We start from the raw sequence: 20,263 nt of genomic DNA, 5'->3' as shown, positions 1-20,263 counted from the left end.
AAAGTATATATTAAATCATATAAAGTATATCATTAAATCTAATATTTGTAACCTAATTTGAATTAAAGTCATATTTTATATATAAATTTTATCTAGAAAGACAGTACCTAAAATTACTTATTTAATTCAAGTTAACACTTGTATTGAATCTCACTGTATTAAAATAATTTAAAATAAAAAAACCTACATTAAATAATAATGTAGATTTTTTTATATAATTTATTATAGTTATTTACTCAAAATAACAAACAACTGGTGTATTAGGTTCTATATTATTAAATACTTTTTCTGCAAGAGCATGTGGTGCATTTACACAACCATGAGAACCACTATTTTTATAGATTTCTCCACCAAATTTATTTCTCCAGCTTGCATCATGAAGACCGATCCCACCATTAAATGGCATCCAATAATCAACCTTTGAACTATAATTTTCTCCTTTTAGTGTTGCATTTTTTTCCTTATACTTTAACCTATAAGTACCTACAGGTGTTCCCCATTTTTTGCTTTCATTACCTGTAACTACATCACCATCGGCTACAAGAACTCCATCTTTATAATACCATAGATGTTGTTTTGTCATGTCAAGTTCAACATAAGTATTTCCAATATCATCTGAACCATAAGCTGCTGCTGTTTGAGAATATTTAGGGTCTCTCTTTACAGTTTCTCCATTCTTTATATCTTCCATTAATGCTTGTGTCTCATTTGGAATACTAATTGCCCATCCATAATCTCCACCTGGAACTTTTACTACAGTTCCTAGTGTAGTCTTAAAATCTCTTGTTTTTCCGTATGTGTTGTAAGTTTTAGCTAAATTAGTTACATAATTGCTAACTTTATTTTCATTAATAATAGCATTTAAATCTCCATTAACTTCAAGCCATTTATTTATTGTAGAGCCATCTAAGTTAACTTTGTTATCTCCTATTGTATAAGTCACATTAGTTTTTACGTATTTATCAAGCTTGTCCTTAGCTTGTGCTACTTCTGGTGATTTTGTAGTATATTTTGGATTTTCATAACAATTAGCTTCTTCTAAATTTAACGTATGTTTGCCATTAGCTATAGCTTTTACTATTTCATTATATAAAGTTTCTTTATTAACTTTAGTTCCATATACTTCATCTACAACTTTATATTGACCATCTTCATACTTAAAGCTAACATTCTTAGGTTCAACTATATTTTTCTTCTTGAAATAAGGTAGCTCATTAACATATTTATCTAATTTTTGTTTATCATATGAAGCCATTTCAGTAACCTCTGAATTCTTCGCTTTAAAAATATGAATAATCCAAGCAAATGGATTTTGGCTATCTTTTAACTCTTGAATCTTATCTGTTGAATTATACTGCAATCCTATATCAGATGCTGTAATTTCTGCATCTAAGTTATCTCTACCTTCTAACTCTAACTTATATGCTCCAATTTGTGATGATATTTTTTCATTTGCCTCTTCCACAGTTTCACCAGACACACTTATACCGTTAATTTCAGATCCAAAATAAAAGTGGTTAGTAAAATAAAATGACATACCTAAATACACTACTAGTAAAATGCAAAATGCAATTATAATACCTGTAATTATTTTTTTGCGATTATTTTTTTCTTTTTCCATAATGATTACTCTCCCCTGTACTTGTTACACACAACATAAAATTTTATTTTAATACTTCTACTTTTTTAACTTATGCCTTAGAAATACGCTTGTTACTTTTAAAAATTTATTCATATATTAAGTCCTAACCCCTTATATAATCATAAATTTTATTTTAAATATATCTCATTACTTATGTAATACATTCTATAAATATGTACTAATACTTATAATTAGGATTACTTTCTTTAAAAGAATAAAATATTATAGTTAAGACTTATCAACTACAAACCTATTTTTATTGTTCCTGTATTGCTTAATTAAGTAATACTTTTCACATACGGAATAAAATTTTCAAAATAAAAAATCCACTATATCGCTATGGTGGATTTTAATAGTTGATGTTACTTATAATACATCTTTTAAAATAATTCCATCAAGATCTCTCTGAGTATAGCATGTGTATTAAAATGCGATTTCTAGAAAACCTATATTTAGGTAACTAAAATTTTAGCTTTATATGTTTAATATCTAGTTAAAATAAATATAAAATTTTACTAGTTTGAGTTCACAACTAATAATACCAGTATACTTATACTTCGGCAATATAGAATTCATAAATTTAACTTTTAAATTTATAATATTTTTTAAACATATTAACATATTTTTAAAAATTATTTCTATTATTATTTTAACTCTAATTTTTGTGTTTTTTGTGAATATTTTAAAATATTTTCCTTATCTTTTCTCGTGTTTTTTTAACATATTTTATGCATACTAATATTATCAATTACTGGAGGTGAGAATATGACAAAAGATAGTCAGCCTGATAATAAAAAAGATAGAATGAAAAAATGTAATTACCAAACACCAATAACTAGTGAAGAAGGTAAAAATCATAATAGAACTCAAAAGAAACACTCAGTTAAACGCGAAGGTTTTCAAAGTCAACATATTAACTAATAAAAAAGATTCTACCTTTATAAATAAGGTAGAATCTTTTTTATTAAAGTTCATTACTTTCAACAATTTGTATTTCTAATCCATCTGGATCTTTTATAAAGAAGAACTTAGTATCTTTAAAGACTTTAATTGGTCCTCTTACTATATCTATATTCTTATTCTTCATATCCTCAATAGATTCATCTAATGAATCTACTCTAAAAGCTAAAGTTATTCCTTTAAATATTTTTTCTTCATCATTTTTTTTATTTTCTATAAGCTCTAAATTAAAATTATGATTATCCTTTAAAAATATTATAGTCATTTCTTCATTAGGCCTTAGAGTTCTTATTTCTTTTAATCCAATTATATCCTTATAAAATTTTGATGATTTTTCTATATCTGATACCGTCAATGTACTCCAGCAAAAATTCACTGCTATCACTCCTTCTAATATATACAGTAGTATTTCTTTTTCATATTATATCATAATAATTTTGTATTATTAGTCTTACATAATACAAAAAATTTAACTAAAAATACTTGTAATTAAATAAGAATCCTAATAACATATTAGGATTCTTACATATTTAAAATTTTTACTTTTGTAATCTCACAGTGTCTTTAGCAATCATAAGCTCTTCATTAGTTGGAACTACATAGACTTTTACCTTTGAATCATCTGATGAAATTTCAGCTAACTTACCTCTTACTTTATTTTTCTCACTATCTACTTTAATTCCTAAAAACTCTAGTCCACTTAAGCAAGCTTCTCTAGTTTCTGGACCATTTTCTCCAACTCCTGCTGTAAAGATAATTGCATCTACTCCACCCATTTGTGCTGCATATGCTCCAATTTGTCCTTTAATTTTATAATGGAATATATCTAAAGCTAATTGAGCCCTTTTATTTCCTTCTGAAGCTGCTTTTTCTATATCTCTAAAATCTGAGCTAACTCCTGATATTCCAAGAACTCCTGATTTTTTATTTAATAAATTAGCTACTTCCTCTGCTGTATAATTACATTCACTAATTAGATATGTTGGAATAGATGGATCTATACTTCCTGATCTTGTTCCCATAGCAATACCTTCAAGTGGTGTAAAGCCCATAGTAGTATCAACAGATTTACCACCCTTTACAGCAGCTAAGCTCGCTCCATTTCCTAGGTGACAACTTATTATTTTTAAATCTCTAATATCTTTACCCATCACTTCTGCAAGCTTATTTGATACATACTTATGAGAAGTTCCATGGAATCCATACTTTCTTATTTTATAATTTTCATATAATGCATATTCTATTGGATAAATATATGCAACTTCTGGCATTGTTTGATGGAAAGCTGTATCAAACACTACAACCATAGGAGTATCACCCATAATTTCTTGGCATGCTCTTATTCCAATAATATTTGGTGGATTATGTAAAGGAGCTAGCTTTGAGCATTCCTCTAAATATTTAATTACTTCTTCATCTACAACAACAGAATTTGCGTATCTTTCTCCGCCATGAACTACTCTATGTCCTACAGCTGATATTTCATCCATAGATGAAATTACACCATTTTCTTCATCAACTAATGCTTTAAGTACTAAATTTATAGCATCTTTATGATTTTTAATCTCTTCATTTATCTTATATTTACCTTTATCTGATTTTTGTGTTAAAACAGAACCTTCAAGTCCAATTCTTTCAACTAATCCTTGTGCGATACATTCTTCATTTGTCATATCAATTAATTGATATTTTAAAGATGAACTACCACAATTTATAACAAGTACCTTCATTTAAATACACCATCCTATTCTTTCATTGTCATCTATTGTTTTTAAAATAATTACAACAACGTTTACAATACCCTTAATGAACATTCTCTTTATAAATAATTAATTGGGCCTAAATATATTGGTAAATTGTTCTATACCTTTTAAAATATACCCAGCATCTATATTTTTATATGAAATAACAACTCCAAATCCCAATCCCCTATATTTACCTCTTTAAATTATTATCCTTCGCTCACTCAAAGTATTAATAATCATCGTACATGTAAGCATTTACTTACACTCTCATTGTAAACATTTTATATTAATATATCAACATTTGCAAATAAAATAATAAAAATAATTAGATAAATATTTTTATTGAGTATTTATTAAAATTTAGTTAAAAATAAGTGCTTTTTTATCATAATTTATTAACAATTGTTCATTTATACGCGATTATATTCATTTATGGTTCATTTTATAAAATTTGTGTTCATAAAATAAATATTTAATCAACTATTTATTACCAAGTATTTTTTTACCTTAAAATAAATGCAATGAATTATTAAAATATTAATTACAAATACTAAATAAAACAATTACCAAACTATATAAAAGTGTATAAAATATGTTTCTAATTATTGTATTTTTATTATTAATAAAATATTCAATAAATTATTTGTTGATAATAATTATTATTTAATATATAATTTAAATATAGAATTTATTGAGAATTGGAGATGTTAAATATGAGTAATAAAGAAAAAACTATAAAACCAGAATTTTTTGATCAAATCGTAGAAGAAGAAAAAAAGGTAGATGTAACAGATCCTTGTGATCCATCACATCCTGATTATCCTTGGGTACCTTGTGGAATAGACAAGAAGGATAAGAAAAATAATAAATAATATAAAACATCAAAGCTCCACAAAACATTTATTGTTGTGGAGCTTTGTTTTATTCTCTATATATATTTACCCAATAAACTAATTTATTTTAATACCTATTTATATAATTTATTTTATTGCCTTAATAATATACTTTCCTTTTGGTATATTAAAAAAATTATATTCTCCAGTAAAATCTGTATAGGTAAATTTTTTTGGTATATATACTTTTTTAGAAATTACTTTATACAATACTACAATCGCCTTATTAACGACTCTATTATTTATATCAGTAATATATCCATATATTCTATTAGTATTTATATGACATAAACTTATATTACAATTAATATTTTTGAATGCCTTAATTATAAATGTTTTTTCTGTATATCCCTTCTTAGAAATAGTAATTTTATAAGTATTTTTGCAGATTCCACTAGTGAGTGCTCTTCCTCTATAACATGTCAAAATATTTATAATTTTTTTTGATTTATATGCCCTAATTGAAATTTTAGCATCTTTTATAGGAACATTATTCTCATCTCTGACATTAAATTTAATATATATTCTACTATTTATTTTATATTTTTCTCTAGGTAATATCATCAGTATTAATATAAATAAAAATCTATTAATCATATGTTATATTCACCTTTATTAAAATTACTTATATGTATATTTAAAGAACTGAATTAAAATCCAGTTCTTTAAATTTATTAAGGTACAATAACATCTTGTGTTTGGTTCGCTTTAACTTTGTAGTTTCCTTGTGGAACATTAATAAACAAATATACTCCTGAAGCATTAGTTTTACCAAATGAAATAGCTGTCAGTGAATCATCTGAATTGACTTTATATAAGACAACATCGGCATTAGCAATTGGTTGATTATTATTATCTGTAATAATACCTGAAACAGTACCTCTTGAAGCATTTGGATCCTGCGCTATTGTAATTAGTGAAGGGACTATTTGACCAGGTGTGCTTATAGATACAGTACTAGATGCTCCTATATATCCTAAAGCTGATACTCTTATTGAATAATTTCCAATTGCAAGCTCTCTAAATACGAATTGTCCATACTCATTAGTATAAGTTATAGCTTGAAGAACTTCTGTATTATCTGGATTAACCAAATATAATGAAACAACTGCACCGCCTATAGGTGTATTGCTTGAAGAGTCAACTAAGTCTCCTGCAATTATTCCAAGCTGGGCTGCTGGATCACTAACAAGATTAAAATCTCTATTTATAACTTGTCCAGCAGCAATACTAAAGCTTACTCCTTGTTGAAGTGCCATTCCAGCTGCTGTACAGAATATATTATAGCCTGTTCCAGCTGGAAGATTATCTAATGTATAAGTCCCATCTAGTGCAGTTACAGCATGTAATATTGGATTATAATTAGAATCCATAATCTTAACTAAAGCATTAGGGACTGGGTTTCCACCTGAAGTTACCGTTCCTGTAACTTTTCCTGTATTATTTAATACTTGTGGTCTCAAAGATAAGTCTAACCTAATTTCTTGGCCTACACTATTAATTTGTTTAGCTTGAGATTGACCGAGCACATAAATATCTTGTTTTATCGTTGCCATAAAAGTTCTCTCCTTTATTCTTCTACTTAAAATCACAAATTTTTTAAATATTATAATGTATTATATTAATAAACACAGTAATGTGCTATAACAAACTACATTTAGCCGAATATAATATATAAAAATCTTTTTATGGAGGTGCAACATGTATAACCCTTCAAATTTTCTAATCAGTATAAATAATGACTCAATTATTAATTTAACTACTGGAGGAACTATTTCAGTATTAACTACCGTATCTAATACTGATAGTACTAGCACTTTATATAACTTATCATTTACTCTTAATTTAGGTGATGGAATCACGTTTGTTAGCTCTTCAGTACCATATACAAGCGTATCAGATAATATTTATTTATTTACAAATATAAAGGATCTAGCTCCTAATGAAATAGATTATGGCATTAATTTTAATTTAAAACTCAATACTGAATTTAATAATGGTGATACTATACCTTTTGGCTCATTAATACCATGTAGTATTAATGCATTTGCTGATACTATGCCTCGTGGAATTTATGATAATGATAATGAAATTATAGATGCTATATCATCCTTTTTATTTAATGCAAGCAGATATATTATTTATAAAGTAAACCCATCTGAATTATTATTAGGTAGAACCTATTCCTCATCTATAATAATTAAAACAGCTAAAAATTCTGATATATTCTTTGATAGTTTTACAGATATTTTAGGCAATGGGATAAGTTATTTGGGCAATTTAGTTATATTCGGTTATTCATCGCAGGAACTTAATAATTTTACACTTCTCGCTCCAAGCACTTTAAGTAATAATTTTATTTTAGTTTGGAATAATATTTCAATACCTGAAGATACTACTGTAACAATAAGTTTTGATATAAAAGTCAATGAAAGATATTACACTAATGGTATTATATCAGGTTCATATATTGAGAATAATTCATCAATTTCAAATGAATTATCTTGGATTATAGATAATGTGAGTTTTTCTCAAGTTTATACCCTTGTTGCTTTTGAGGTAATTTTAAATATAGTTTTATCTAAATATATAGTTGATATAAACGAAAATTTAACTTACTATGTATATTTTTATAACAATCTATATCATGGGTTATTGAATCTTAGTGGATATCTAACTACAAGCGATGGACAAATGCTTGATGATACTAGTACTCCTATGTATAATTCAAAAACTACTTCTTCTGGTGGAATAACTCAAGTTTTATTCAATGTAGGAACCATATCTCCCGGTCAAACATCAATTGTAAAAATTAATGGTAACATTCTTAATAGATATCTATCTAATGGGCTAGATATTCTATCTGGTGATACCTTTACCGTTTCAACAAGTTGTAATGCCATAAGTACTGCTACTAATAAACTTATAAGCTCATCAAATTCTACTGCCCTAAGAATTGGTTCTCCATTAATCTCTAAAGTTATTACTGGATATTATTATAGAGATAATACACCAAAACCCTTTAATATTGTCGCTCCTGGCGATTATGTAAGTTATAAATCAACTTATACTGGAAGCAATATACTGGCTCCTTCTAGCCAAGTTAAAATATTTGATTTTTATCCTTATATGACTAAAGATATTATCAATATTAAATATAATTATTCATCAAATGAATATCCTGGTACTGGAATTGTTCCAGTATCTCCAAACGGTGTATTATGGTTTGTAAATAGTATATCTGGAGGTCAATCCTTTGATATAGATTATACTACTCAAATAGATTATATAAATTCAAATACTAATTTCCCTTATAATCTATTTAAGTTACAAGTTGTAAACTCTAATGGAATAGGTTATTCAAGTAGAAGCCAAGTAGGATTTATTTTGGGAAAACCAAATTTAATTTTAAATAGAAACGTATTTGGAAATAATATAAGTAAAGTAAAGATTGGAGAAATATATTCTTTTAATGCTTCTCTTAAAAATGATAATTCTCTAAATAACGTAACTGATGCATTTAATATTACATTTACTGAATCAATTCCAGCTTCTGTAATACTAGATCAAAACTCTATAATTGCTAAAGTGAATGATTCTATAGTCCCATTTACAATACAAAATAATTCTATAGTTATTAATATTGCTAAATTAGGACCAAATGATATTTTTATATTAAGTTATAAAATAGCAATAACTAATACTCTAGGTCCTAATGAATCCTTTACTTTTACAAGTTCTACAACATCACCATATACACAGAGTTATAATTCAACTCTAGAAAATTTACAATATGATATTGGTGCTTTAACACAAAGTACAACACTTCGTTCAGAGATTATTACACTTCAACTAAATAGTGATTCACCTACAAAAATTGTAGGTGATATTGTATATTATACTCTTAAAATTATAATCCCTATGGGACAGAAGTTATCATCATTATCTGGCTTGATATTAATACCATCATATCAAACTTATTTAAATGAAGCATGGCTAAATGATATTCCTATAGATTCTTCTTTGGTAAATAACACGGTGGTTTTTAACACTATAACTAATATAGATACAACATCTAACTCAATTATCTATAATTATAAAATTAAGTGCTTAATAAGTGACTCAATAGTATCAAGTCAAAATCCACTCTATACTACAGAAAATTTTTATGGTAATTTGACTTATATAAATATGCTAAACGTAAGTACTAATTTAGGTATAAATAATTCACTTATAATAAATCATCCTCATATTGACTTAAATATTGGCTCCTCTGGAGTTATGAATGGATTTACACAATTATTTATCCTTGGAAGCTTTAATAAAGTATATACCAAAGTTGAAACTTCTAATTTAGGAAGCACTGATGCTACTAATATTTATGCTACTATAAGTATTCCAAACTATTTAAACTTTAATAGTATTACATTGTCTTCTAACGGAATTACTTCAACTTACAACAGTACTACTCATATACTATCTATAAATATAGATGATATTTCTGCTTTATCTAGTAAATATTTAGTATTTGAATCTAATATTTTAAATGGACCTATTGCTGAAAGTAAGCTAATTATAACTGGTCATGTAAATCAATATTACAATAAAATATATAAAAGTAAAATATATACTTCTGATTTGATTTATAATAATGAATTATATATAAATAGCTTAATACAATTCTTACCATTATCATTTTACAGTCTAATTGGTAGTGATGCTGCAATTAATCTATCTCAGCTTGGAGAGCCAACTAAAATAGAATATATTTTAACTAATATAGGACAAGGATTTGATAACTATAGATTAGAGATGACTCCAATTAAATATATCTATGATGTTTATATTGGCGAAACATTTGTACAATCTATTCTTCCAAATACTTCTGCTAATATAACATCATCATTATTAAATAATATTAATCATGGAAATAGTGTTTATATATCTTTTAGATATATAATACCAGTGGATAGTGGAATGCCTTTCTATACAACTATGCTTGTAAAGGCTATCTCACTTAATAACGAAAATACTAACAAAACAATTCCAACAACACTTCAAGACCCATAAATAGCATAGAAGGGTTGCTACTAAAATGTAACTACCCTTCTATATTATTTGTTATTTAAACTTCTTTTTACTTCTAACAAATAATTTCCTCTTATAATTAAAAAATATATTATTTGTACTAATAAGAAACTTCCCATTACAAGAAAAGCAGCTATGCTTATATTTATATTAAAAGCGCTCTTTAATGCCTCTAGTGCAAATATTGAATGAATAACAGCTATTGCATATGGTAATAAAAACAGTACTCCAATTTCAATAGTTGATACTTTTTTTATCTCTTTAAAAGTTAATCCTATCTTATTTAACTTTTTATATTTAATTTTATCTTCTTCAACATCCATGTAACACTTATTATATAAAAAGCTTCCTGTAGTTACAAAGAATATTATTCCTATGAATATAGTTAAAAACATAACTTCTCCATATTCAACCTTGCTTGCTTCTAGCATCTCAGCCTTCATTAGTAAAGTATACTCGCCACTATATCTTTCATCTCCAAATTTTTTATTATAGTCATTACATATATTTAAAGTATCCTTATAATTTTTTACATTGAAAGCAATAAATAAAGATTCTGATTCTTTAAGTTTATTATAGGTATAATCATTTACAACATAAACATCATCATAATATGCAGGTACTATTCTTTTTTCTAATTTTCCAATTACCTTTATATCCATATTATTTGTTAGAATATTTTCTCTTTTAGTACTATTAAGTGGTGTTCCTAGTAGTGCTTCGTTATTTTTAAGATGTACTTCTTCTTGTCCAAGAGATTGAGCTAAACTATTGTAAGTACTTTGACTAATTACATGTAGAGCTATAGTATTCTCTTCAGGGAATACAAATTTAATTGCACCTTGCTCCTTCATATAATCGTATCCATCCCTTTTTAGAGAATTTTCAATAAAATCTATTCTATTACTATTTATCTTTTCTCCTGAATAAAAAAATGTTTGAGGAAAGTTTTTTTGAACTTCCTCTTCTTTATTCATCCAAAAAGCTGTTACTCCACCAATTGATGTAAATACTACTGATGAAGTTATTGCTATTAGAAAAAACATTCTTGAATTATCTTTAACTCTATATAAAAGATTTGATATCCATAATACAGATGTTTTATTCATATAGAATTTCCTGTTATTTTTCATAATTTTTATAAGGAATATACTAAATTGTGAGAATAAAAGATATGTGGCTATTATGACAATTACGGTTACAGGTATAATTCTATAAGATATATTTCTCATAGTTGATGTAATAGAGAAGTAATATCCTCCTATTAATAAAATTAAACTTAATATTGATAGAATTTTAGAACTCTTAGGCTGATCCTTTGGCTTTTGAGTTCCTTTAAGTAAACCTAGAACCTTATCTTCTTTTATTATTGATGTGGTAAAAATCGATATTACAATCCCCATTAAAATAAATGCTATTAGAATTACTATAATTGCTTTAACAGGTAAATAAAATTCTAAAGCATCAATACCTAACAGTTTTCCACTCAGTGCTAAAAACACCTTAGAAAATACTAAGCCTATTAACACTCCAAAAAATCCTGCTGAAGTGCTTATAAGCATATTTTCAATTGCAATCATTTTTCTTATCTGTCTTTTTGATATTCCTAAAATATATAGTATTCCAAATTCCTTAAACCTACTTTTTAAAAATATACTTACTGAGTAGAATACAAAAAAGCATAAGAATAAGTATGCAATTGATGCTGTTAACTTAAAACCTTGTTGTAAGTGCTCTGGCAAAATGTTAATATTCAAATCAGGATGCATTACTAGCATAGTAAATGAAAATAATAATGCTGCAGATATAGTGCTACTTAAAAAATATCCAAAATAAGCCCTTATATTTCTTAATACATTTTTAGTTGCAAACTGTCTAAAATTCATTAATTTGTTCCTCCTAATAGTGCAAGTACATCTATTATCTCTTGATAAAACTGTTCTCTACTTTCCCCTTTGTAAATTTCATTATATATATATCCATCTTTTATAAAGAGAATTCTACTACAATAACTTGCCGCTAATGGATCATGAGTAACTAGCATAGTTGTTACCTTCTCTTCTTTATTTATCTTTTCAAATAGTTCCATTACTGTCTTTGATGACTTTGAGTCTAAATTTCCAGTAGGTTCATCTGCTAGAAGAATTGAAGGATCATGTATAAGCGCCCTTGCAATAGCTGTTCTCTGCGCTTGACCACCTGATACTTCGAAGGTTCTCTTATCTAGTAAATCCTTTATTCCAAGAATCTTTGATACTTTATTAAGTTTTTCATCCTGCTCTTTAACTAATATCCCATCTAACGTTAATGGTAATACTATATTTTCTCCTATAGTTAATGTATCTAATAAATTAAAGTCCTGAAAGACAAATCCAAGTTCTCTTCTTCTAAATAAAGCTAACTTATCCCCTTTTAATTTTAAAGGATTCTTACCCTTTATTGTTATTTCACCTGAGGTTGGTTTATCAACAGTAGAAACCATATTTAAAAGTGTCGTTTTACCACTTCCTGAAGGTCCCATAACCCCTACAAATTCACCTTTTTCTATAGTAAAATTTATATTATCTAAAGCATTAAATGTTACTTTCTTTCCATATACTTTTTTTAAATTTTTAACCTTTAATATGTCCACGTCTCTACTCCCCCTTTAAACTTCTTTCTTTTAATAAAATATTTTTAAGTGTAATTATTTTATGGTCTCTCATACTTCTTTCTCCTTCATTACTACCGCTTATATGACTAGTTTAAAGGGAGTTCCATAAAGTTACTATCTCCAAACCTTACATAAACGTGACACGTATGTCACACTTATTTATTAATAAAATAAGTAGAATTATATATTAAAAACATATAATCCTACTTATTAAATGTTATTATTACAGTTGTTCCTTTTAAAACTTCTGAATCTATTGATATATCATGACCTAAATAATCACAAACTTTCTTTGATATATATAATCCCATACCAGTAGATTCACCAAATTTACGTCCATTTTCACCTGTAAAAAAAGGATCAAATACTCTTTTAATATCCTTCTTAGGTATTCCTATACCTTCATCACTTATGGTTAATTTTATATTATCAGTGCTTTCATAAGCTTTTATAATTAATTCTTTTCCATATTCTTTAGAATATTTTAATCCATTAACTATAAGCTGTTCTAATATGAATTTTATCCACTTAGCATCACTATTTACTTGTATATCCTTATCTATTTCAATCCTTGGCATTATTCTGCTTTTTATAAACATCTGTTTTTCTTCATTAATCTTACTTAAAACTAAATTATTCAACGAAAACTTTTCTACTACAAAATCTTTTCTAAAAGAATCAAGCCTCGCAAAATACATAGCCATGTTTAAACCTTTATTTAATTTATTTACCTCTGCTTTCATGCTTTCAATTGGTTCTTCACCCTCATACTCTTGAATATATAATTGTATTGCAGATAGTGGTGTCTTCATCTGATGAACCCATTGATTTATAAAAGTTAAATGCTCTTCATGAGTATTATTAAGTTTTATAATCTCACTTTCATATAGGCTATGCTCTTTCTTTAAAATATTAGATATATTTTCTCCTAAAAGAGAATTACCAATATCAATAAATGCTTCATCAATATTTTTTATACCATCTTCTAAGAACTTGTATACTTCTTTATTTTTATAATATCTATAAGTTAAAAAGCATAATAAAATAAATGTATTAAATAACAATATATATAAGCATTCACTAAATTCAACTGTACCTAGAAGAATTAAATATCCTAACGTAAGAAAAATACTTATAAAATATATACTTATATATCCTATATTATCTTTTATAAATAACTTCATATAAATTTCTCCTTACCATGTTTTATTCAATTTATATCCTAATCCTCTTACAGTTTCTACACCATTTTCTATTCCAAGTTCTTTAAGCCTTTTTCTTATTCTGCTTACATTAACATTTAAAGTATTCTCTTCTACAAACTCAATATCGTCCCATATCTTCTCTAAAAGAAAATCTCTACTTACTACTTTAGGATACCTCTTTATAAGATACTCTAATAATATTCCTTCCTTTTTAGTAATTATTAAGACTTTATGATTAAACTCTAACTCAGATCTATCCTTATAAAACTTAAGTCCATCTAGCTCCACTATTCTTTCATTAATTTTTGTTGCATAATCTCCAAATGCCCTTCTTATTTGACTTTTTATTTTTGCCATAACAACTTCATAATAAAATGGCTTTGTTATATAATCATCTCCACCACTTTCAAGAGCCATAACTTGATCCATACCACTATCTCTAGCTGATATGAAAATTATAGGTATCTTAGAATATTGTCTTATTTTTCTACACCAATAGAATCCATCATATTTAGGAAGATTAACATCTAATAATACAAGATCAGGATTAAACTCATTAAATTCATTAATTATATCTTCAAAGTCATTAGCTACTTTTACATAAAAACCATATTTACTAATATACTCTTTTAATAAAAGGCTTATTGATACGTCATCTTCTACAATATATATTTTATAATTCATAACATTATCTCCCCTTTAGTTATTAGCCCCATTTAATTATACCAATATTTACTTCATATATATAATATTTTCATATTATGATTCCATTTAATTTCAACAATAAAAAAAGTAGCTTAAAATAAGCTACTTTTTACTATATTATTTATACTACTATACAATTTTCTCTAAAACAGATTCACCTATAGTTCCTTCTGGCATCTTAAGATCAAAGTTATCAGCTATAGTTGCTCCAATTGTAGCAAAGCTTTTTGCTGTTTCTAATTGTCCATCGCCTTTCATTGAAGGTGAGTATGCTAAGAATGGTACATGTTCTCTTGTATGATCTGTTCCTTTATAAGTTGGATCATTACCATGGTCAGCAGTTATTATTAATAAATCATCTTCTTTTAATTTATCTAGTACTTTACCTAAATTAACATCGAATTTTTCTAATTCTTCTGCATAACCTTGTGGATTTCTTCTATGTCCCCAAAGAGCATCAAAATCAACTAAGTTTACGAAACATAATCCATTAAAGTCTTTATCCATTATTTCTAATGTTTGTTCCATTCCATGAACTGAACTCTTTGATTTATGTCCTTCTGTAATTCCTTCACCATCAAATATATCCTTAATCTTACCTACAGAAATAACGTCAAAGTTATTATCCTTTAATTCATTAAGAACAGTTTTTCCATATGGCTTTAACGCATAGTCATGTCTATTACTAGTACGTTTGAATTCCCCTTTTTTATTTCCTAAATATGGTCTTGCAATTATTCTTCCAACTTTCCACTCATCTTTAAGTGTTAATTCTCTTGCAATTTCACAACATCTGTATAATTCGTCTAATCCAAATGTTTCTTCATGACCACAAATTTGTAGAACTGAATCTGCTGATGTATAAACTATCATATCTCCAGTTTTCATTTGATGTTCACCAAGTTCATCTAGTATTTCTGTTCCACTAGCACTCTTGTTTCCAACAATTTTATGACCAGTTCTTTTACTTAATTCATCTAATAATTCCTTTGGGAATCCTGTATCAGTAAATGTTTGGAAAGGTTTTGTAATATGAAGTCCCATCATTTCCCAATGGCCTGTCATTGTATCTTTTCCAACACTCGCTTCTTGCATTTTCATTTGATATCCTAATGGTTTTGAAACTTCATCTACATGTTTTACTTTGTGTAAGTTTGAAATACCCATCTTTTGTAGATTAGGAATATTAAAACTTTCCACTGATTCAGCTATATGTCCAAGTGTATCAACACCTACATCACCATATTTTTCTGAATCAGGCATAGCTCCAATTCCTAATGAATCTATTACTATAGTAAAAACTCTTTTATATTTACTCATAATCACAACTCCTTATACTTTTTAATGCTATTTTATAACAGTCCTTTTTCTTTGTCTAATTTTATTAGATTTCTAATTCCTTCAACTGCTACTTTTATAGCTCCTTCAGTATCATGCGCTTGCTTATTTTCAAGTCCAGCTTTTTCTCTTTCTTGGTTAGCTATAGCTAGGAATACAGCTCCGACTCTTACCTTTAAGTAACTTCCAACTATAAATAATGCTGCACCTTCCATTTCAGATGCAAGACATCCACATTTAACCCATGCATCCCACTTATTAATTAAGTCATATCCTATTGGCTTAGTTTCTGGTGAATGTTGACCATAGAAAGAATCTTTTGATTGAACAACTCCAGCATGATAAGTTTCATTTAAATTTTTTGACGCTTGTACTAAAGAGTTTACTACATCTAAATTTGCAACTGCTGGAAATTCTATTGGAACATATTCCCTAGTAGTTCCTTCTGCTCTTATAGCTCCTGTTGCTACTACTATATCTCCACCTTTTACATCAAGATCCATACCACCACATGTACCTACTCTTATAAATGTATCTGCTCCACATTTAACTAATTCTTCTAATGCAATAGCAGCTGATGGTCCACCGATACCAGTTGAAGTAACACTTACTTTAACTCCATCTAAATAACCAGTATATGTAACATATTCTCTCTTATCTGCAACAAGTTCTGCATTATCAAAATATTTAGCTATCTTAGCACATCTTTTTGGATCTCCTGGCATTATTACGTATCTTCCAACTTCACCTTTTGCGACATCTATATGATATTGTTTTTCTGAACCTTGTGAATAAATCATTTAAATTCCTCCTATTGTTAGGACAAGTACAACTTGTCTATTTTGTTGTATGTTTTTATATATAGATAATACCATGATAATTTATCATCCGTCAATCGTTTACATATTTTTTCATATTTTTTATTTGCTATTTTTATAAAATATCTTATAATTTATATTAATAAATGAACTTTCAAAGTTAAACTTGTATATAACTTGTCCGTTTATTAGAAAGGTGATTATGATGGATAATATTGATATTAATATAATTGATACAGCAAAAGAATTACGATATGTGACTGTATATAATAAACTTTTTAAAATGATAAATGAAGGAACTTTCCCTAAAAATAGTAGACTACCATCCGAACCAGATCTTGCAAAAACATTAGGGGTAAGTAGAAGTACCCTTCGTCAAGCACTAGCATTACTTCAAGATGATGGTCTAATTAAAAATATACGTGGAAAAGGAAATTATATTACAAAAGAAATTTCACCTAAGAAAAGTGGCTTAGAAAAAATAGGACACGTTGTTTATAAATGCTTAGATCATAAAATAGATACTATTGAGTTTGATTTTAAGATACAACCACCTTCAGATTATTTCACTAAAATATTAGGTAAAAAATCTGTAGCAACAGTTGGTATAGATAGATGGTATATGTGTAATGAAGATACTGTCGCTTATACATTTACTATAATTCCAATAGAAGCTATATCTACTTTTAATCTTGATTTAAATGATAGAGAAGAACTTCTTAAGTTTATTGAAGATAAAGTTTATACTGAATGTACTGATGCATTAGTTGATATAAAATTTTCAACAGCTGGAAACTTTGTCACTAAAGGTCATCCAATCTCTTGTGAGAAGCAATTTTATTTAGTTGAGGAAGGCCTTTATAAAAATAGTAAATATCCTATTGCCTTTAATAAACATTATTTACCTATGCAGTATGCTAATATTAAATTTCATCCAACTAAATAAATTTCATCCAACTAAATAAATTTAATAGTTAATTTAATAAAAATAAAAAAAACATCTTATTTTATTATAATAAATAAGATGTTTTTTATAAAATAATTTTACTTTTATTTTAATACTCTAAAATTTGAGTATTGAGAGATCGATATATTTTTTATATTAATACGTTATATAAATATTTACTTAATAATCTATGCTGATTTTTTCTTTCTAAAGCATAATGAATAAAGAAGTACTACAGCAAAACAAATAACAGGTATAAAGAATGCTGAACGAATAGCAGCTTCAGCACCTTGATATGCTGGAACTATACTTGATAATTTCCCACTATCAATAAAACTTCCCATAATAGGTGTTATTACTGCACCTCCTAAGATTGCCATTATAAGACCTGCTGCTCCAACCTTTACTTCTGTTCCTAATCCCTCAAGTGCTATACCATAAATTGTTGGGAACATTAATGACATACAAGCTGATATTGCAACTAAACACCAAACTGATATATTTGTTGGTAAGAATATTGTTCCTAAGCTAGATAGTATTCCACCGATTGCAAATATAGCCATCATTACAGCAGGCTCTATATATTTCATAAGTGCTGTACATATCCAACGACATACTATAAATGAAACTATTGCTATAAGATAGTATTTAGCTGATGATGCTTCATCTAATCCTAATGTAACCATTACATATTTTATAGTCCAAGTCCATACAGCTATTTGAACTCCAACATAGAAGAATTGAGCAACTACACCAAATGCATAACGTGGAATCTTTATAAGTTTCTTTATTGATTCTATTATATTAAGTTCACCAGAATCATCCTTTTCAGAACTTTTATTTTTCTTAAAGAAACACCAAATTATTATAGCTATAACAACTAAACCTACATATGGTACACACACCCATAATAATTCAGTATTACGTATATCACTTAAAGCTTCTGCACTCATACTTAAACGTTCTTCATAAGTTGCTGCATTTAAATTTCCTAATATTAAATATTTAGCTAATATAATACCTGTTAATGAACCAATAGGATTAAATGCTTGGGCAAAGTTAAGACGACGAACACTTGTCTCTTCATCTCCTAATGAAATTACATATGGATTACAAGTAGTTTCTAATATAGAAAGTCCACCTGCTAAAACGAAAACTGATACTAAAAATAAATTGAAGTTTTGTAACATTGCAGCTGGTATATATCCCATAGCTCCGATTATATACAATCCAAGACCTACTAATACACCATTTCTATATGAATATTTCTTAATAAGCATTGCTGCTGGTAATGCAAGTACTGCATATGAACCGTAAAAAGCAACCTGAACCAGTGAAGAATCCGCTGCTTCAAGCATAAATATTCTTCCAAAAGCCGGTACAAGATTATCAGTCATATTATTTAAAAGACCCCAAAGTACAAAACATGATATAAGCATTATGAAATGTACTCTATATTTCTTTGGCACAATACTAGTTTTCTCGGTACTCTTTATTTTCCCTTCCATTAAGAACTCCCCCTACAAATTTATAGATAATATATTTATTTTTCTTTTCTATAACGCTTGAATCCAGGATGTCTTCCACTTACTCCATAAGTTTTTCTCATACTAATTAATCTATCAACATTTTCTCTTGATATCTCTTTCTCTCCACCTAACAAATGTGCTGTTAAACTTATTTTTGCATATAATTCTAATGTTTCCATTCTATAATAAGCTGTTATTAAATCAGATCCTACTGCTAATGCTCCATGATTTTCAAGCAATACAACATCATGTTCCTGTAGATATGGCGCTATTGATTCTGGAACTTCATAAGTTGATGGCGTACCATATGGTGTAACTGGAATAGATCCTATTGCAATTACAGTTTCGATCATTGTATATCTATCCAAGTCAATATGAGCAACTGCAAATCCTGTCGCAGTTGGTGGATGTGCATGAACAACTGCACAAACATCCTCTCTTTCCTCATAACACCTTAAATGCATTTTTATTTCTGAAGAAGGTTTCGCTCCCTCTGATCCATCAAGAACTTCTCCACTTGCATCAATATGAACTAATTTTTCTGGAGTTATAAAGCTTTTACTTATTCCAGTAGGTGTAGCTAAAAATGTACCATCATCTAATTTTACTGTTACATTTCCATCGTTTGCTGCAACCCACCCTAATTGCCACATTTTGTGGCATACATCACATATTTGCTCTCTTATTTCCATATACATTAAATTATTATTTTCACCTTGCATAAATTCTCCCCCTACTCTT

At 27.5% G+C, this 20,263-nt stretch carries 17 protein-coding genes; 4 read left to right on the top strand and 13 right to left on the bottom strand.

The features are described 5' to 3' along the window. Positions 1-232: 232 nt before the first annotated feature. The gene (locus tag JOC62_RS09020; protein ID WP_204594936.1) at positions 233-1,621 is read right to left on the bottom strand and encodes a L,D-transpeptidase family protein; all 1,389 of its coding nucleotides are present in this window, start codon (positions 1,619-1,621) and stop codon (positions 233-235) included. Between the two features lie 786 nt (positions 1,622-2,407). Here JOC62_RS09020 and JOC62_RS09015 point away from each other — a divergent pair. After that, positions 2,408-2,563 (top strand): hypothetical protein, encoded by a 156-nt coding sequence (locus tag JOC62_RS09015; RefSeq protein WP_204594935.1) that lies wholly within the window; start codon positions 2,408-2,410, stop codon positions 2,561-2,563. Between the two features lie 43 nt (positions 2,564-2,606). On the opposite strand, the gene JOC62_RS09010 is transcribed toward JOC62_RS09015, so the two are convergent. Both JOC62_RS09010 and JOC62_RS09005 read right to left on the bottom strand, forming a co-directional pair. Beyond that, positions 2,607-2,978, bottom strand: a complete 372-nt coding sequence (locus tag JOC62_RS09010; protein ID WP_204594934.1) for a VOC family protein — start codon at positions 2,976-2,978, stop codon at positions 2,607-2,609. A gap of 163 nt (positions 2,979-3,141) precedes the next feature. After that, the gene (locus JOC62_RS09005; RefSeq protein ID WP_204594933.1) at positions 3,142-4,332 is read right to left on the bottom strand and encodes an acetate kinase; all 1,191 of its coding nucleotides are present in this window, start codon (positions 4,330-4,332) and stop codon (positions 3,142-3,144) included. Between the two features lie 728 nt (positions 4,333-5,060). On the opposite strand from JOC62_RS09005, the gene JOC62_RS09000 reads away from it, so the two are divergent. Next, a complete protein-coding gene (locus JOC62_RS09000) occupies positions 5,061-5,219 on the top strand; it encodes a hypothetical protein (RefSeq protein ID WP_204594932.1) in 159 nt (52 codons plus the stop codon). 108 nt (positions 5,220-5,327) lie between these two features. Here the strand turns inward: JOC62_RS09000 and JOC62_RS08995 are convergent, their stop codons facing one another. Together JOC62_RS08995 and JOC62_RS08990 are read right to left on the bottom strand one after the other, a co-directional pair. Continuing rightward, entirely contained in the window at positions 5,328-5,837 is a 510-nt protein-coding gene (locus tag JOC62_RS08995) for a carboxypeptidase-like regulatory domain-containing protein (protein ID WP_204594931.1), read from the bottom strand. A gap of 77 nt (positions 5,838-5,914) precedes the next feature. Next, positions 5,915-6,796 carry an MSCRAMM family protein gene (locus tag JOC62_RS08990; protein ID WP_204594930.1) on the bottom strand — a complete coding sequence of 294 codons (882 nt, stop codon included), beginning with the start codon at positions 6,794-6,796 and terminating at the stop codon, positions 5,915-5,917. Positions 6,797-6,941: 145 nt separating this feature from the next. Between JOC62_RS08990 and JOC62_RS08985 the strand changes: the two genes are divergently transcribed. After that, positions 6,942-10,310, top strand: a complete 3,369-nt coding sequence (locus tag JOC62_RS08985) for a hypothetical protein (RefSeq protein WP_204594929.1) — start codon at positions 6,942-6,944, stop codon at positions 10,308-10,310. Positions 10,311-10,354: 44 nt separating this feature from the next. On the opposite strand, the gene JOC62_RS08980 is transcribed toward JOC62_RS08985, so the two are convergent. The 6 genes from JOC62_RS08980 to udp all read right to left on the bottom strand — a co-directional run bounded on the left by JOC62_RS08980 (position 10,355) and on the right by udp (position 17,029). Next, complete coding sequence (locus tag JOC62_RS08980) at positions 10,355-12,214, bottom strand: ABC transporter permease (protein WP_204594928.1); 1,860 nt, start codon at positions 12,212-12,214, stop codon at positions 10,355-10,357. After that, positions 12,214-12,960: an ATP-binding cassette domain-containing protein gene (locus JOC62_RS08975; RefSeq protein ID WP_204594927.1), complete on the bottom strand. Its 747-nt coding sequence runs from the start codon at positions 12,958-12,960 to the stop codon at positions 12,214-12,216. The genes JOC62_RS08980 and JOC62_RS08975 overlap by 1 nt, the downstream gene beginning before the upstream one ends. A 224-nt stretch (positions 12,961-13,184) precedes the next feature. Further along, on the bottom strand, positions 13,185-14,165 hold the full coding sequence (locus JOC62_RS08970) for a sensor histidine kinase (protein ID WP_204594926.1): 981 nt from the start codon (positions 14,163-14,165) through the stop codon (positions 13,185-13,187). A gap of 12 nt (positions 14,166-14,177) precedes the next feature. Then, entirely contained in the window at positions 14,178-14,870 is a 693-nt protein-coding gene (locus tag JOC62_RS08965) for a response regulator transcription factor (protein WP_204594925.1), read from the bottom strand. Positions 14,871-15,020: 150 nt separating this feature from the next. Further along, positions 15,021-16,211, bottom strand: a complete 1,191-nt coding sequence (locus JOC62_RS08960) for a phosphopentomutase (protein WP_204594924.1) — start codon at positions 16,209-16,211, stop codon at positions 15,021-15,023. A gap of 32 nt (positions 16,212-16,243) precedes the next feature. Then, positions 16,244-17,029 (bottom strand): uridine phosphorylase, encoded by a 786-nt coding sequence (gene udp, locus JOC62_RS08955; protein WP_204594923.1) that lies wholly within the window; start codon positions 17,027-17,029, stop codon positions 16,244-16,246. 232 nt (positions 17,030-17,261) lie between these two features. Between udp and JOC62_RS08950 the strand changes: the two genes are divergently transcribed. Then, complete coding sequence (locus tag JOC62_RS08950) at positions 17,262-17,993, top strand: GntR family transcriptional regulator (RefSeq protein ID WP_204594940.1); 732 nt, start codon at positions 17,262-17,264, stop codon at positions 17,991-17,993. A gap of 188 nt (positions 17,994-18,181) precedes the next feature. On the opposite strand, the gene fucP is transcribed toward JOC62_RS08950, so the two are convergent. Both fucP and JOC62_RS08940 read right to left on the bottom strand, forming a co-directional pair. Next, the gene (fucP, locus tag JOC62_RS08945) at positions 18,182-19,501 is read right to left on the bottom strand and encodes an L-fucose:H+ symporter permease (protein ID WP_204594922.1); all 1,320 of its coding nucleotides are present in this window, start codon (positions 19,499-19,501) and stop codon (positions 18,182-18,184) included. Positions 19,502-19,536: 35 nt separating this feature from the next. Beyond that, complete coding sequence (locus tag JOC62_RS08940; RefSeq protein ID WP_204594939.1) at positions 19,537-20,220, bottom strand: class II aldolase/adducin family protein; 684 nt, start codon at positions 20,218-20,220, stop codon at positions 19,537-19,539. Between the last annotated feature and the right edge of the window lie 43 nt (positions 20,221-20,263).

It is taken from the genome of Clostridium sardiniense (assembly GCF_016907995.1).
GTDB classification, from domain to species: Bacteria; Bacillota; Clostridia; order Clostridiales; family Clostridiaceae; genus Clostridium; species Clostridium sardiniense.
Note: the sequence above shows the minus strand (reverse complement) of the source record. Positions and strands in the feature narration are given on the sequence as shown.

Bases quoted from the DNA above. Each gene is read 5' to 3' on its own strand.
- JOC62_RS09020 (WP_204594936.1), bottom strand. From the start codon at position 1,621: ATGGAAAAAGAAAAAAATAATCGCAAAAAAATAATTACAGGTATTATA.
- JOC62_RS09015 (WP_204594935.1), top strand. From the start codon at position 2,408: ATGACAAAAGATAGTCAGCCTGATAATAAAAAAGATAGAATGAAAAAA.
- JOC62_RS09005 (WP_204594933.1), bottom strand. From the start codon at position 4,332: ATGAAGGTACTTGTTATAAATTGTGGTAGTTCATCTTTAAAATATCAA.
- JOC62_RS09000 (WP_204594932.1), top strand. From the start codon at position 5,061: ATGAGTAATAAAGAAAAAACTATAAAACCAGAATTTTTTGATCAAATC.
- JOC62_RS08995 (WP_204594931.1), bottom strand. From the start codon at position 5,837: ATGATTAATAGATTTTTATTTATATTAATACTGATGATATTACCTAGA.
- JOC62_RS08990 (WP_204594930.1), bottom strand. From the start codon at position 6,796: ATGGCAACGATAAAACAAGATATTTATGTGCTCGGTCAATCTCAAGCT.
- JOC62_RS08985 (WP_204594929.1), top strand. From the start codon at position 6,942: ATGTATAACCCTTCAAATTTTCTAATCAGTATAAATAATGACTCAATT.
- JOC62_RS08980 (WP_204594928.1), bottom strand. From the start codon at position 12,214: ATGAATTTTAGACAGTTTGCAACTAAAAATGTATTAAGAAATATAAGG.
- JOC62_RS08970 (WP_204594926.1), bottom strand. From the start codon at position 14,165: ATGAAGTTATTTATAAAAGATAATATAGGATATATAAGTATATATTTT.
- JOC62_RS08965 (WP_204594925.1), bottom strand. From the start codon at position 14,870: ATGAATTATAAAATATATATTGTAGAAGATGACGTATCAATAAGCCTT.
- JOC62_RS08960 (WP_204594924.1), bottom strand. From the start codon at position 16,211: ATGAGTAAATATAAAAGAGTTTTTACTATAGTAATAGATTCATTAGGA.
- udp (WP_204594923.1), bottom strand. From the start codon at position 17,029: ATGATTTATTCACAAGGTTCAGAAAAACAATATCATATAGATGTCGCA.
- fucP (WP_204594922.1), bottom strand. From the start codon at position 19,501: ATGGAAGGGAAAATAAAGAGTACCGAGAAAACTAGTATTGTGCCAAAG.
- JOC62_RS08940 (WP_204594939.1), bottom strand. From the start codon at position 20,220: ATGTATATGGAAATAAGAGAGCAAATATGTGATGTATGCCACAAAATG.